Source organism: Bacillus sp. SDLI1 (assembly GCF_001553895.1).
In the GTDB taxonomy this organism is placed as follows: domain Bacteria; phylum Bacillota; class Bacilli; order Bacillales; family Bacillaceae; genus Bacillus; species Bacillus siamensis.
Genome location: NZ_CP013950.1, coordinates 1,995,799 through 2,010,360 on the forward strand (window position 1 = coordinate 1,995,799; position 14,562 = coordinate 2,010,360).

At 48.7% G+C, this 14,562-nt stretch carries 14 protein-coding genes; 5 read left to right on the plus strand and 9 right to left on the minus strand.

The annotated features are described in order from the left end of the window. Nucleotides 1-66: 66 nt before the first annotated feature. The 4 genes from AUL54_RS09395 to AUL54_RS09410 all read left to right on the plus strand — a co-directional run bounded on the left by AUL54_RS09395 (nt 67) and on the right by AUL54_RS09410 (nt 5,092). Nucleotides 67-1,050 (plus strand): glutaminase, encoded by a 984-nt coding sequence (locus AUL54_RS09395; protein WP_060963686.1) that lies wholly within the window; start codon nt 67-69, stop codon nt 1,048-1,050. 24 nt (nt 1,051-1,074) lie between these two features. After that, on the plus strand, nt 1,075-2,511 hold the full coding sequence (locus AUL54_RS09400; protein ID WP_060963687.1) for an alanine/glycine:cation symporter family protein: 1,437 nt from the start codon (nt 1,075-1,077) through the stop codon (nt 2,509-2,511). 116 nt (nt 2,512-2,627) lie between these two features. Beyond that, entirely contained in the window at nt 2,628-3,575 is a 948-nt protein-coding gene (gene mmuM / locus AUL54_RS09405; RefSeq protein WP_060963688.1) for a homocysteine S-methyltransferase, read from the plus strand. A gap of 113 nt (nt 3,576-3,688) precedes the next feature. Then, the gene (locus AUL54_RS09410; protein WP_162492440.1) at nt 3,689-5,092 is read left to right on the plus strand and encodes an amino acid permease; all 1,404 of its coding nucleotides are present in this window, start codon (nt 3,689-3,691) and stop codon (nt 5,090-5,092) included. 40 nt (nt 5,093-5,132) lie between these two features. On the opposite strand, the gene AUL54_RS09415 is transcribed toward AUL54_RS09410, so the two are convergent. Next, nucleotides 5,133-6,200, minus strand: a complete 1,068-nt coding sequence (locus AUL54_RS09415) for a branched-chain amino acid aminotransferase (protein WP_016936875.1) — start codon at nt 6,198-6,200, stop codon at nt 5,133-5,135. Nucleotides 6,201-6,569: 369 nt separating this feature from the next. Between AUL54_RS09415 and gltP the strand changes: the two genes are divergently transcribed. Then, complete coding sequence (gene gltP / locus AUL54_RS09420; protein WP_049627826.1) at nt 6,570-7,820, plus strand: glutamate-aspartate/proton symporter GltP; 1,251 nt, start codon at nt 6,570-6,572, stop codon at nt 7,818-7,820. A 36-nt stretch (nt 7,821-7,856) separates the two neighbouring features. Here the strand turns inward: gltP and trhO are convergent, their stop codons facing one another. The 8 genes from trhO to AUL54_RS09460 form a co-directional block, all read right to left on the minus strand. Next, the gene (gene trhO, locus AUL54_RS09425; protein ID WP_060963690.1) at nt 7,857-8,825 is read right to left on the minus strand and encodes an oxygen-dependent tRNA uridine(34) hydroxylase TrhO; all 969 of its coding nucleotides are present in this window, start codon (nt 8,823-8,825) and stop codon (nt 7,857-7,859) included. Nucleotides 8,826-8,931: 106 nt separating this feature from the next. Continuing rightward, complete coding sequence (locus AUL54_RS09430; protein ID WP_060963691.1) at nt 8,932-9,207, minus strand: hypothetical protein; 276 nt, start codon at nt 9,205-9,207, stop codon at nt 8,932-8,934. Nucleotides 9,208-9,249: 42 nt separating this feature from the next. Continuing rightward, a complete protein-coding gene (locus tag AUL54_RS09435) occupies nt 9,250-10,065 on the minus strand; it encodes a phosphatidylserine decarboxylase (RefSeq protein WP_060963692.1) in 816 nt (271 codons plus the stop codon). Next, nucleotides 10,058-10,546: a DedA family protein gene (locus AUL54_RS09440; protein ID WP_060963693.1), complete on the minus strand. Its 489-nt coding sequence runs from the start codon at nt 10,544-10,546 to the stop codon at nt 10,058-10,060. The genes AUL54_RS09435 and AUL54_RS09440 overlap by 8 nt, the downstream gene beginning before the upstream one ends. Further along, nucleotides 10,537-11,070, minus strand: a complete 534-nt coding sequence (gene pssA / locus AUL54_RS09445; protein ID WP_060963694.1) for a CDP-diacylglycerol--serine O-phosphatidyltransferase — start codon at nt 11,068-11,070, stop codon at nt 10,537-10,539. The genes AUL54_RS09440 and pssA overlap by 10 nt, the downstream gene beginning before the upstream one ends. 478 nt (nt 11,071-11,548) lie before the next feature. After that, on the minus strand, nt 11,549-12,703 hold the full coding sequence (gene purT, locus AUL54_RS09450) for a phosphoribosylglycinamide formyltransferase 2 (RefSeq protein WP_060963695.1): 1,155 nt from the start codon (nt 12,701-12,703) through the stop codon (nt 11,549-11,551). Between the two features lie 82 nt (nt 12,704-12,785). Then, the gene (locus AUL54_RS09455; protein ID WP_060963696.1) at nt 12,786-13,853 is read right to left on the minus strand and encodes an iron-containing alcohol dehydrogenase family protein; all 1,068 of its coding nucleotides are present in this window, start codon (nt 13,851-13,853) and stop codon (nt 12,786-12,788) included. 72 nt (nt 13,854-13,925) lie between these two features. Beyond that, nucleotides 13,926-14,396, minus strand: a complete 471-nt coding sequence (locus tag AUL54_RS09460) for a helix-turn-helix transcriptional regulator (protein WP_016936884.1) — start codon at nt 14,394-14,396, stop codon at nt 13,926-13,928. Nucleotides 14,397-14,562 lie beyond the last annotated feature (166 nt).

A 14,562-nucleotide genomic window follows, 5' to 3' on the forward strand; every position in this document is an offset into this window, starting at 1 on the left:
TATTTGAAAACGTTTTCCAAGACCGGTTTCCGCTTGCGGACAGGCTTGTAATAGAGGAGGAATGTTATGAAAGATATGGTCAGAGAGCGCCTTGAAAAAGAGGAACTGGCTTCACTTTTACAAGATTGGGTCGAACATTACCGACCGTTTTCCGTCAATGGAAAAAGCGCAAATTATATCCCCGCCCTCGGAGAAATCAACGACTCTCAGCTGGGCATTTGCATATTAGAGCCGGGTGGCTCAATGATTCATGCCGGTGAATGGAATGTGCCGTTCACATTGCAGAGCATCTCAAAAGTCATCAGCTTTATTGCCGCATGCATGTCCAGGGGCATTCCTTATGTGCTCGATCGTGTGGACGTGGAGCCGACAGGTGATGCGTTTAATTCTATCATCCGGCTTGAAATCCATAAACCCGGGAAGCCCTTCAATCCGATGATCAATGCCGGCGCCATTACCGTCGCCTCGCTTCTTCCCGGTGAAACGGCGCATGATAAATTGGAATATCTCTTTTCCGTTTTTGAAAAATTGATAGGAAAACGGCCTCACATACACGAGGAGGTCTTCCGCTCTGAATGGCAGACCGCACACCGGAACAGAGCGCTCGCCTACTATTTAAAAGAAACGAACTTTCTCGAGGCGGATGTGGAAGAAACGCTTGAAGTGTATTTAAAGCAATGCGCCATGGAGGGGACAACCGAGGACATCGCTTTAATCGGATTGATTCTTGCGCATGACGGCTACCATCCCATCCGCAGGGAACAGGTCATTCCGAAAGATGTCGCAAAACTCGCCAAAGCCCTGATGCTGACGTGCGGGATGTACAATGCGTCAGGAAAATATGCGGCTTTCGTCGGCGTCCCGGCCAAAAGCGGGGTATCCGGCGGCATTATGGCATTGGTTCCCCCAAGCGCCAGAAGAGAACAGCCTTTTCATAACGGCTGCGGCATCGGCATTTACGGTCCGGCCATTGATGAATACGGAAACAGCCTGACCGGCGGCATGCTGCTGAAACATATCGCACAGGAGTGGGAGCTCAGTATTTTTTAATCAAACGAACCAAGAGGTGATTGGATGCAGGAATTCCTTGAAAATGTAATCGGCTCGGCAAATGATTTTTTATGGTCAAAACTGTTAATCGTACTGCTTCTTTCTCTGGGACTGTTTTTTACGTTCAGATCAAAGGGTCTGCAAGTCCGCATGCTGAGGGAAATGATCCGGGTTTTGAAAGAAGGCGCGGCCGCCCGGTCAAAAAACAGCATTTCCCCGTTTCAGGCATTTTGCATCAGCATGGCGGCGCGTGTCGGAACCGGGAATATTACCGGAATTGCCATTGCGATCGCGCTCGGCGGCCCGGGCGCTATTTTCTGGATGTGGATTATCGCAGTCATCGGTTCGGCTTCAAGCTTTGTTGAAAGCACGCTGGCCCAAATTTATAAAGTAAAAGATCAAAACGGATTCCGCGGCGGCCCGGCCTATTACATGGAAAAAGGCCTGAAGAAACGCTGGATGGGCGCGCTGTTCGCCGTTTTAATCACGCTGTCATTCGGAGTCGTCTTTAATTCCGTTCAGTCCAATACGATCAGCGTCGCCTTTCAAAACGCATTCGGCACCAGCCGGCTTACATTGGGCATTATTTTAATCTTGGTTTTCGGCTGCGTGATTTTCGGAGGCGTCAAACGAATTGCGAAAATGGCGGAATACATCGTAGTCGTCTTAGCCGTTTTATATATCGGCGTCGCTTTCTTTGTCATTTTGACGAACATCACCCAATTGCCCGGTGTTCTGTCGCTTATCGTAAAAAATGCGTTCGGTATTGATCAGGCAGCGGGCGGCGCTTTAGGTGCGGCTTTGATGCAAGGTGTGAGACGCGGAATTTTCTCAAATGAAGCAGGAATGGGAAGCGCTCCGAACGCGGCGGCGACAGCTACGACGAGCCATCCGGTGAAACAGGGGCTCATTCAGGCCTTCGGCGTCCTGACGGATACGCTCGTCATTTGTACAAGCACGGCACTAATCATTTTATTTTCAGACGCTTATCACCAGCCGGGACTGAGCGGCATCGCGCTTTCTCAGGCTGCCTTGAGCGACCATGTCGGCGCGTGGGCATCAGGTTTCCTTGCCGTCTTAATGCTTTTGTTCGGCTTCAGCGCTCTGATGGGCAACTATTATTACGGAGAAACCAATATCGGATTTTTAAGCCAGAACAAAAAATGGCTGTTCATTTACCGCATCTGTGTACTCGGAATGGTTCTGTTCGGATGCATTTCCAAAGTCCAGCTTGTGTGGGATATGGCTGACTTGTTCATGGGCTTAATGGTGGTCGTGAATTTAATTGCGATCTTCCTTCTGTCGAAAAAAGCGTTTGCCGCTTTGAGCGATTATGCCCGGCAAAAGAAAGCCGGAAAGGACCCCGTCTTTTACAGAGATGTGCTCCCTGATGATGACGGGATCGACTGCTGGGAGTATTCAGACATCGCGAAAAGTGCGAAAGGCAAACATATTTCCTAAACAAAAGGTGTTCGGGCAGCGTCCTGAACATCTTTTTTTCTGCCGGTTCATTGACAAAGAGGAAAGCGTCCATTACCCTTTTCATATATTTTCAAGAAAGTCAGAGAGGAGCGCCTATGAACCCCATTACACACATATTAGATGAATACCCGGTTATGATCATAGACGGAGCAATGGCAACCGAGCTTGAACGGATGGGCTGTGATTTACATGACGATCTGTGGTCGGCCAAAATTCTTTTGGAGAAACCCGAACTGATCAAACAGGTGCATGCCGAATATTTTGCCGCCGGCGCTGATTGCGCGATCACTGCCAGCTATCAATCCACGATTGAAGGATTTGCGGCACGCGGCATCTCAGAAACCGATGCGATCCGCCTGATACAGACATCAGTTGAGCTCGCCGTCCAAGCTCGCGATGAATTTTGGGCGCATGAAGAAAACCGTTCAGACCGTCCCAAACCTTTGATCGCCGCTTCTATCGGACCTTACGGCGCGAGCCTTGCCGACGGCTCTGAATATCGCGGGCATTACGGACTGACGGAGGATGAACTGATCAGCTTTCACCGCCCCCGGATGAAAGCCCTTATAGAATCCGGCGCCGATCTTTTGGCGTGCGAGACCATTCCGTGCCTGTCAGAGGCAAAAGCGATCGTAAGGCTGCTGGAGGAATTCCCCGGCACTTATGCGTGGATGAGCTTCAGCGCCAAAGACGGACGGCATATCAGCGAAGGCACACCTATTTCCGAATGCGCGGTCCTGCTCGGCTCCTGCAATCAAATCGCGGCGATCGGCATCAACTGCACACCGATCGAACATATTCCGCCGCTGATAGAAGAAATCAAACGGGCAGCGTCCAAGCCGATTATCGTCTATCCGAACTCAGGCGAACAATATGACCCGGAAACAAAAACCTGGCAAGGCGAAGCGTGCGCAAAACATTTCGGAAAGAGCGCGCAAAGCTGGTACGAAAACGGCGCAAGCCTGATCGGAGGCTGCTGCCGGACGAAGCCCGCGGATATTCAGGCCATTGCCGCTTGGGCCAAAACCTTAAAAACAACTTGACTAATCGGAATAGTTTGTATATTCTATTCAAAAAGCCGGTTCGCCGGAATCTCGTGCCGTTCGCCGGCATGAGATTTTTTATTAGAGCGGCTCTCGCAGAAAGTTGGAAAACAATGAACAACAAGAACGAGACGAATTTTCAGAGAAGTATGAAAAGCAGGCACCTCTTTATGCTCTCACTCGGAGGTGTAATCGGAACGGGGCTGTTTTTAAGCTCGGGGTATACCATTCATCAGGCGGGTCCGGCGGGTACCATTTTTGCATACCTTTTGGGCGCGGGCATCGTCTATCTTGTCATGCTTTGCCTCGGTGAACTGTCAGTGGCCATGCCGGTCACGGGTTCCTTCCACACCTATGCGAAAACCTATATCGGGCCGGCGACGGGTTTTACGGTCGCATGGCTGTACTGGCTGACGTGGGCGGTGGCGCTGGGCTCTGAATTCACGGCGGCCGGGCTCTTCATGCAGCGCTGGTTCCCGCATACTTCGGTTTGGATGTGGAGTGCCGTATTCGCTCTTTTCATCTTTTTATTAAACGCCTTCTCCGTGAAATTTTTTGCTGAATCGGAGTTTTGGTTCTCAAGCATTAAAGTCTTAGCCATCCTGCTGTTTATTTTATTGGGCGGAGCGGCGATGTTCGGCATCGTCCCGATGAAAAGCGGTGAAGCCGCACCTATGCTGTCGAACTTTACGGATGGCGGCAGTCTTTTTCCAAATGGTTTTTTTCCGATACTGATGACGATGCTGTCAGTAAACTTCGCCTTTTCAGGGACGGAATTGATCGGAATTGCCGCCGGGGAAAGCGCTGATCCGGAAAAAACCGTTCCGCGCGCCATTAAGACTACAGTCTGGCGGCTGGCGCTTTTCTTTATCGGAACGATTTTTGTGCTGTCGGGCATGATCTCCATCCAAGAAGCGGGTGTGATTGAAAGCCCGTTCGTTACGGTATTCGACAGAATCGGCGTGCCGTATGCGGCCGATCTGATGAATTTTGTCATTTTGACGGCGCTTCTGTCTGCGGCGAATTCAGGGCTGTACGCATCATCACGAATGCTGTGGTCCCTGTCTAAAGAAGGTGAGCTTCACCCCGCCTTTGCCAGGCTGACGTCTAAAGGCATTCCTTTTAACGCCCTGATTTTCAGTATGATCGGCGGCATTCTGTCACTGCTGTCAAGCGTGTTTGCAGCGGATACAGTGTATCTTGTTCTCGTCTCTGTCTCAGGGTTTGCGGTAGTGGCGGTGTGGATGAGCATTGCCGCATCGCAATTTTTGTTCAGAAGGCGGTTTCTTAAAGAAGGCCATCAGCTTTCAGACTTGAAATACAGGACACCGGGATATCCGGCCGTGCCGATAGCGGCCTTTATCCTGTGCCTTGCCTCCTGTATCGGCATTGCTTTTGATCCGAACCAGGCCATCGCCCTTTATTGCGGAACTGCCTTTATGGCCGTCTGTTACAGCGTTTATTACTTAAAAAACCGGAACAGCCGCACCCGTGTTCAAGCCGCAAAATCTCAATAAACAAAAAAAGAACCCTGCCGCGCAAGGGTTCTTTTTTTGTTTATACTTCAACCACCCATCTGAACGAATCCGGCACCTTCCCGACCTGGATGCCGGTAATCGTTTCATAGAGCCTTTCTGACACTTCACCGATCAAACCGTTATTCAGCTCAATTGTTTCTCCGTGAATGTGCAGCTCGCCGACCGGTGAGATGACAGCTGCAGTTCCCGTACCGAATACTTCTGACACCTCGCCTCTCATCGCGGCATGATAGATGTCATCAATGGCAACTCGTTCTTCCCTGACACGGATGCCCCAGCTTTTTAACAGCTCTATCACAGATGCGCGGGTGATGCCCCCGAGAATGCTTCCGTTTAGCGCCGGCGTTACAGCCTCTCCGTTTATAATGAAAAAGATATTCATACTGCCTACCTCTTCGGCATATTTCTTTTCCACTCCGTCGAGCCAAAGCACCTGATCATAACCCAGCTCTTCGGCTTTCCGCTGAGCCTGTAAGCTGGCCGCATAGTTTCCGGACGTTTTGACATCGCCCACTCCGCCGGTGACGGCGCGCACATACTCATCCTCGACATAAATACGGATCGGTTTCAGCTGATCGCCGTAATACGAACCGACCGGCGTCAGGACAACCATGAATTTATACCGCTTGGAAGGCCGGACGCCTAAAGAAGGCTCGGTCGCAATTACAAACGGACGGATATATAAAGAAGTTCCTTTTTCTTTCGGAATCCATTCCTGCTCCAGCTCCACCAATTGTACCAATGCTTCCAGCGCAAGCTTCTCATCGAGAGGCGGCATGCTCATCCGCCGCAACGATTTATTCAGCCGCTTTATATTTTGGTCAGGACGGAACATCAATGCCCGTCCGTCTTCTGATCTGTAAGCCTTCAGCCCTTCAAATACGGCCTGCCCGTAATGGAAAACGGATGCGGACGGATCAAGATGAACCGGTTCATATGGTGTGATTCTCGGATCATGCCAGCCTCTTTCTTCTTCGTAATCCAAGACAAACATGTAATCAGTGAAGTACTTGCCAAATCCCAATGAAGCGGAATCCGGTTTTTCTTTTCTAGCTGTGACCTTACGTCTTTCAATCAGTTGATTCAACAAAAGCACACCTTTCTTGTAATTGTTTAAATTTTCAGTCTTTTATAAGCTGCCTGTTTTCTCTGCCTGAATCGTGTATGCACAGATATATGAGGATGCAGTTGACCGTATCATATTAAATATACCACTTATAAGAGGATAATTATCACAATTTTTGATATTTTCAAGCGAAAATCTAACTTTATTTTATTCTCCTTCATTTTTTTCAATGAGGACTTTCTGTCATATTAAATGATTGCGCTTACATAATGTAAAGAAATCCTCTCTTTCGCAAAGTCAATTTTGTGACAAATTTATGGCGGAGAGGAAGGTGGTTGCCGCCTGCTTCACGAATTACGTAAGAAATGCGCAAGTAAAAGGGGGATTCGCTTGAAAAAATTTATCGCATTTCAGATTTTGATCGCCTTAGCCATCGGAGCACTGATCGGCCATTTCTTCCCGGATTTCGGGATGGCGCTGCGGCCCGTGGGAGACGGATTTATCCGCCTGATTAAAATGATTGTCGTGCCGATCGTGTTCTCGACCATTGTCATCGGAGCCGCCGGCAGCGGCAGTATGAAAAAGATGGGCAGTCTCGGCATCAAAACGATTATTTGGTTTGAAGTCATTACGACACTTGTTCTGGGGCTCGGCCTCCTATTGGCAAACGTGCTGAAGCCGGGAGTCGGCCTTAACCTCTCTCACCTTGCTAAAAAAGACATTCACGAGCTTTCCGGCTATACGGAAAAAGTAGTCGACCTGAAACAAATGCTTCTTGATATTATCCCCGTTAATATCATTGACGTTATGGCGAAAAACGATCTTCTCGCCGTCATCTTTTTCGCGATCCTATTCGGTGTTGCCGCAGCCGGCATCGGCAAAGCCTCCGCACCTGTCATGAATTTCTTTGAATCAACGGCAAATATTATGTTCAAGCTGACGCAAATGGTGATGGTCACCGCTCCGATCGGCGTTCTTGCCCTTATGGCCGCCTCAGTCGGACAATTCGGAATCGCGCTTTTGCTCCCGATGCTGAAGCTGATCGGCACTGTGTTTCTCGGGCTGTTTTTGATACTCTTCGTTCTGTTTCCGATTGTCGGGCTTATCTTTAAAATCAAGTACTTTGAAGTGCTGAAAATGATTTGGGATCTGTTTTTGATCGCTTTTTCCACGACCAGCACAGAAACCATTCTGCCTCAGCTGATGGATCGGATGGAGAAATACGGCTGCCCAAAGCGGGTCGTCTCCTTTGTGGTTCCGTCAGGCTTATCGCTGAATTGTGACGGCTCCAGCCTCTATTTATCGGTGTCATGTATTTTTCTGGCGCAGGCTTTTCATGTGGAGATGCCGCTTTCTCAGCAGCTTCTGATGATGCTTGTGCTCGTCATGACAAGCAAAGGCATTGCCGCCGTCCCGTCAGGCTCACTCGTCGTGCTTCTGGCGACAGCGAATGCCGTCGGTCTCCCCGCGGAAGGCGTCGCCATCATTGCCGGTGTCGACCGCGTCATGGACATGGCGAGAACCGGCGTCAACGTGCCCGGCCATGCGGTCGCCTGCATCGTCGTATCCAAATGGGAAAAAGCCTTCACATATAAAGGGCCCGTCACGGCGGACCAGACCGCCCGGACAGAAAGTATGTAAACACAAAAAAGACCACCTTATTGGTGGTCTTTTCTATTAATCAATCGCCGCATGATCTTCTTTTTCAATCAAAGCAAGGCGTTCATTGATTTCTTCCTGAGTCATTTCGTGCTCTTTCACATACATGTTGCGTTCGTTTGTACGGCATTCGTGACTGCAGCTGCGCATGTATTTGTATTCATTCTCAGGTGTGCAGATCATTTTTTTATTACATGCCGGATTTGCGCAGTTCACATAACGCTCGCACGGCTCGCCCGTGAAATAATCTTTTCCGATAATGACATGCTCTACGCGGTTGACCGGTACACTGATTCTTTCGTCAAATACGTAGCACTGTCCGTCCCACAGTTTGCCTTGGACTTCAGGATCTTTACCATAAGTGACGATACCGCCGTCAAGCTGGGACACGTCTTCAAAGCCCTGCTTCAGCAGCCAGCCGGAAAATTTCTCACAGCGTACGCCGCCTGTGCAGTACGTGAGGATTTTTTTGCCTTCGAGCATGTCTTTGTGCTCTTCAATCCAGTCCGGCAGCTCACGGAACGCCTCAATATCAGGTCTGACCGCTCCGCGGAAATGACCGAGGTCATACTCATAGTCGTTTCTGGCGTCAATCACGATCGTGTCAGGATTCTGCATTTGCTCATAAAAGTCTTTCGGTTTCAAGTGTTTGCCCGTCGTGGTATTCGGATCAACATCATCTTCGAGACGAAGCGTCACCAGCTCTTTTTTATGGCGGACAAACATTTTGCGGAACGCATGTCCGTCAGTCTCATCAATTTTGATCGGCATGTCGGCAAAACGCGGATCAGCTTTCAGCGCATTCATGTATTGATCCGTCTGTTCAACCGTTCCGGACACCGTACCGTTAATGCCTTCCTCAGAAATCAAAATACGGCCTAACAGACCGAGCTCCTTACAAAACTTCAAATGCTGAGCCGTGAATTCCTCAGGCTCATCAATCTTTACATATTTATAATAAAGTAAAACTCTATATTGTTTTTCCATGATTTATACACCCTGTTCAATTATATTAATGATCACGCACACTATACTATATCATACAGGAAAACGGGCGAAAGATGAACATTTCCGTCCGGACTCTTTCTTCCAGTCACGCTTCTCCTTTTATTATCTGCTGAAAATAAAACCGATACGTATTGCGCAAAAAGGTTTCAAGCGAAAGGCCGGCGGCAGTCTGATACTTGCCGATGATAAACGGAAAACGGTCACGGCCTTTTTCCCGCAGGACATCGGCGCTGTCTTCACCCAGTTCCGAGATGAGCGATTCGATGACCGGCCAGCAGGCACCCCGCACGGCTTCCAGAGCTTGCTGACTGCCTGTAAGCCGGTATTGCTCTATCAGCTTTGCCAAATCCTTTTCTTCCATATTGTTCACTTCCTTACACCATATAAAAAAGAGGAGCAGCTTTTATAAAGCGGACGCCTCCTCCTGTGACTCCGCATAACCGATGATCTGGCCGACCTGTAATTCCCGGCCTTCAATGAGGTTATCCGAAGGGGTAAACATATCCTTCTCGAATACTAAAATAACGGTCGATCCAAATGAAAAATAGCCCAGCTCTTCACCCGTTTCAAGCCTGTTTCCGGTGTTTGTCTGAACGATGGAATTAATATTCATCGCACCTACCGGAATCATGAGCATCTGCTGGTCACCACGGGTGAGCTCGTACACATAACGGTAATTTTTTGAGAGCACGTCTTTCCCGTACTTCAATCCCATCGTATTGACAGGATACGAGCGTTTCCCCAGCTCGGCCAGCTTCTGATACGTGCAGCTGATGGGGGAATGGAAGCGGTGGTAATGTCTCGGGCTCAGATAAAGCACGGCAAAACGGCCGCCGTTGTATTTGTGATCGGCGTTTTTAAACCCCGTCAGTTCAGCGAACGAATAATCCTTCCCTTTTACCATGAAGGTTTGATTCGGATTAATCATGCCTACCGTCTGAACGACGCCGTCAACAGGACTGACGATGGCGTTCTTCTCTGTTGCCACGGGGCGGAGATTCAAATTAATATCACGAATGAAAAATGATGCCAGTGAATCAAAGTCAGAGGCTGTGCGTTCCGTTTCATTCCAGTTGATGCGATAGTGTTTGGAAAACAGCGGAATCATCGGCTTGCTCAGTTTCGATTCACAGAAGTTTTTAATGAGATGGGACGTCAATGGATTATTAGTCAGTTCAATCAATGAACGATAAAGAACTTTAGCGGCAGTATTAAACATTGATTACTCCTATGAATTTTCCTATAGTAATAAAAATAAAACACCATAAAAACGCTCCGATGGCGGCGAAGCATAAGTAGGTTTTGAATTCCATTCTGCCGATTCCGGAAAAGTAGCAGGTCACGTGTCTGATGCCTGGGATGAAATAACCTAAAATAATGGTGTACGGCCCGTACTTTTTCATCCACCTGTCTACTTTCTCCATCCTCTTTTCCTTCAGGCCGACCCATTTTCCGAACTTATTAATAAACGGCCGGCCGGCTTTTCTGCCGATGAAGTAGCTGATAATCATCCCCACGAGAGCTCCGATAAAGCTGATCAGAATAGAGAGCTCGTAATTCAGCACTTTTATATGGGCGAAGTAGCCCACAAACGTCATCATGACTTCATCCGGAATAGGCAATCCGATAATACCGAGTGTCAGCATGAGAAAAATCGCGATATATCCGTAATCGGAAATTAATTGCTGAACTAATTCCATCTTCTGCTCTCCAGGTTTTCAGGCGCCTGTTTTTTAAAGTGGGGAAATTTAAGATTGCTGACCATTAAATAACTGAGCGCTATCGTTCCCGCCCCCAGAAGAAAAGCGTTATTGATGAAGCTCAAAATGACAAGACACATCCCCGCAAACGGAATCGGCATCCCGATAAACGTCGGCAGCTTGCTTTGTCCGATATTAAATCTCGAGAGCCGGATCATCCCACAGATGCTGTAGGAAAGCGCGATTAAAATTCCGACGAACGGAATCGTATATAGTGAAACACTGTAAGCGAGCATGGACGGCGCTACGCCGAACGTCACGAGATCTGCAAAAGAGTCAAGCTCCCTTCCCATCTCCGATACCGCGTTCAGCTTACGGGCGGCCAAACCGTCAAAAAAATCAAGAAACATCCCGGTGAAAATAAAGATCACCGCGGAGTGAATATTATGATACAAAAGGGAATGAATCGATAGAAGCCCGCAAATAAAATTTCCAATTGTAATCATACTAGGTATATAATTCACAGTTTACACAAACCTCCAATTAAAACCATATCAAATCGGACTGCGTATGCATAAAGACTCCATTTTACGGAAACATAAAATGAAATTCTTTCAATGCTATCATTCAAATTCTTTTATTATACAGCATTTGGTGTTATTTGAACAATCTAATCTGGTGATTTTTGTTTTTTCGCCGTTCATATTAAGGTAAGCAATCGGGGTTATCTCTATTCCGGATGACCCTGTTTAAATATTACATGCTGATGATACGGTCTGTCCGCGCTTCACGAATGAAAAGCCGTATGATGTATAGTTATTTCCTTCTCCGTTAAATGAGAACATGACATATAACGATTGCGGACATAAAAAGTTTCATGAATTGAAAAGCCGGCACAAAACGGCCTCATACATTATCTCACAACCCCGTTTTCCAGTATATAGTCTGCCCACACAAAAAAGGCGCCTTACCATTACGGTAAAAACGCCTCTTAAGATAGGTTTATGTAACAGATAAATAACTGAGTGCTTCGGCCGCTCTTTCTCTCGCCTCTTCAGCCGTCTCGGCTGCAGAAAGCGCAACCGCCATACGGCGTCCGGCTTTCGTGACGGGTTTTCCGAATATGCGGACCTGAGTGCTTTTTACCGCCAACGCCTTCTCCACACCTTCAACCGCGTAATCAGCAAGCTCTTTGGGCGCCTTCAGCGGACGGCTTGCCCCCGGCGACAGCTGTGTGATTTCCGGAATCGGGAACCCCATTATCGCACGGACATGCAGCGCGAACTCTGACAAATTTTGCGTCACAAGTGTGACGAGCCCCGTATCATGCGGACGGGGAGACACTTCGCTGAAATATACCTTATCTTCAGTAAGGAAAAGCTCAACTCCGAACAAACCGTATCCGCCGAGCTCGTCCGTGATGCTTTTCGCAATGTGTTTCGCCTCTTCAATCTGCTGTTCTGTCATATGATGAGGCTGCCACGATTCAATATAGTCACCGTCTTTTTGTTCATGTCCGATCGGTGCGCAAAAGGATGTACCGTTCGCCGCGCGCACTGTCAAAAGAGTGATTTCGGATTCAAACGGAATGAATTCCTCAACGATGACCCGGCCGTTTTTCACCCGGCCGCCTTCCATCGCCATATTCCAGCAGCTTTCCAGCCCGGAAGCCGAGCGGCACACGCTTTGCCCTTTTCCGGAAGAGCTCATCAGCGGCTTCACCACGCACGGAAAGCCGATTGTTTCCGCCGCTTCTTTAAATTCTTCATATGTATTCGCAAATTCATAGCCGGCAGTCGGAAGGTGCAGCTTCTCCGCCGCAAGCCGTCTGATGCCTTCACGGTCCATCGTCAGCTTCGCCGCACGCGCATTCGGGATGACGTGAAAGCCTTCTTCCTCAAGCTTCAGCAGCTCATCCGTCGCAATGGCTTCCACTTCCGGTACGATCAAGTCCGGTTTTTCTTTTTCAATGACCTCTCTGACCTGCGCTTTATCGAGCATATCGATGACATAGCTTTTGTGCGCGGTCTGCATGGCAGGGGCATGCTCATAGCTGTCAACGGCTACAGTGACAACCCCGAGCCGCTGCGCTTCAATGACGACTTCTTTCCCCAGCTCGCCTGATCCCAATAACAACATCTTTTTCGCCTGATACATGTCCTTTGGCCCCTCCCTTTCTATACCTCCCTCATTATAACGGAAATATTCAAAAAATAAAGACAAGACAGATAACCAAGCTCTATCCTGTCTTTTGCGCTGATTCGAGCGATTCAATCGCCGCTGATACGTCCTTCTCGCCATATTGCCCCATTAAGCATAACGATTCTTCCGCCCGGCAGGCGTGAGAAGAGATGCGGCGCTTGGCTTCCTCATGCATGTCACCGATGCCGAGATCTTGGAGACTGACGGGAAATCCGAGCCGGCGGTAAAACGGAAGCAGCTCTTCAATCTCATGTCTCCGATTCTCAAGCGCAAGCTGCACCAATATGCCGTAAGCAACCTTCTGGCCGTGCAGCACCTGATGTGTCTCCTGAATAAAGCTGAGTCCGTTGTGCACCGCATGCGCCCCTGCCATCCTGCACAAACGGCCCCCATAGCCGCCGACCGTTCCCGCGAGCATAATAATCGTTTCCGCCGTCTGGATGAACGGTACTGACAGCTCGCCTTTCTCCATGCTTCCGACGGCTGATTCACTGTAACGCAATAACAGATCACGGATATATTCCGCCTGTCTCAGCCCCGCCTGAGCCATCAGCGGCGCCGTCCCCGTATTTCTGATGACCGCTTCGGCCTCATACCATTTCGCCAGCGTATCACCGATCCCGCTTTTCATATATTCAATGGGAGAGGAAAGCAAAAACAGCGGATCAACAATCGTCAAGTAGCTTGAACGCTTATGATAATCCACTCTGATAAAATTGCCGCTCTCATCATATATGACACTTAACGGCGTACTTGCCGCACACGTTCCCGCGATGGAAGGAACCATCACAGCCTCAATATCAAGCCGGTCTGCCGCCGCTTTTGCCAAATCCAACATCGTGCCGCCTCCGATACCGATGATCACATCCGCATCTTCCGCCTGCTCACAGACCTTACGCACCGCCTCAGGTGAACAGTATCCTTTATGCTGAATCACATCCCAGAAAGAACCGCCGCCGTAATCGGAGAACGCCTGATAGGATTTAATTCCGGTCACAATCACGGGTTTTCTGAATGTCTCCAGCAGCCCCGGAAGCTCTTTTGCGATTCCTTCCTTACATATATATTGATTCGGGCCGCTTCGCACGATATCTTCAGGCTTCATTCGAATCTCTCCTCTGGCTGGAATTTATATATATTTTCTCACTTGTCAGAAAATACATCAACCGGAGGTGCGTCAGCGCTTCGCTTCCTCCGCCTCCAAAAACAGCTCATCAAGCCGCTCCAAAGCCTCTGCCTTTTCAAAACTGCTGAACCACAGATCATCATAAGAATCCAGGATGCGGTAATGGTGGGAAATCAAATGCTGCTGCAAGCGGAACTCACCTTTTTTCTCGATGGTTTTCCACCACACCTTGCCGCCCATCGTCTTCCCCTTCGGCCTGTCAATTGTGCGATGGGCAACCGCTTCAATGACCTCCAGCGGATCATCTCCTAATACGGATTGCAGTGTTTCACTTGATCTGAAAAGCGCGCAAACCGCCACAACATGCGGCCATTCCGCAAGCGCCCGCCCTTTCTCAATCTGCACCAGCGCCTTTTTGGAAAGACCGATCACATCCGCCATTTTCTCTTGCGTATAGCCTCTCTCCGACCGGATTTTCTTCAGCTGGACCGAGACAAGCTCAGTCATATAATCTTGATCCATCTCAACCTCCATATTTATCAATATAGCCATTTTACACCGCGTGACGCCATTTTTATATCGGCACATGTTTAAATGAATCAAAAGAATCGGTAAAAAAGTACCCTTTTCCTCTTTTTCTCAATTCACGAACAGAAATTGGCATCTTCATGGTAAAATACGGTCGGAG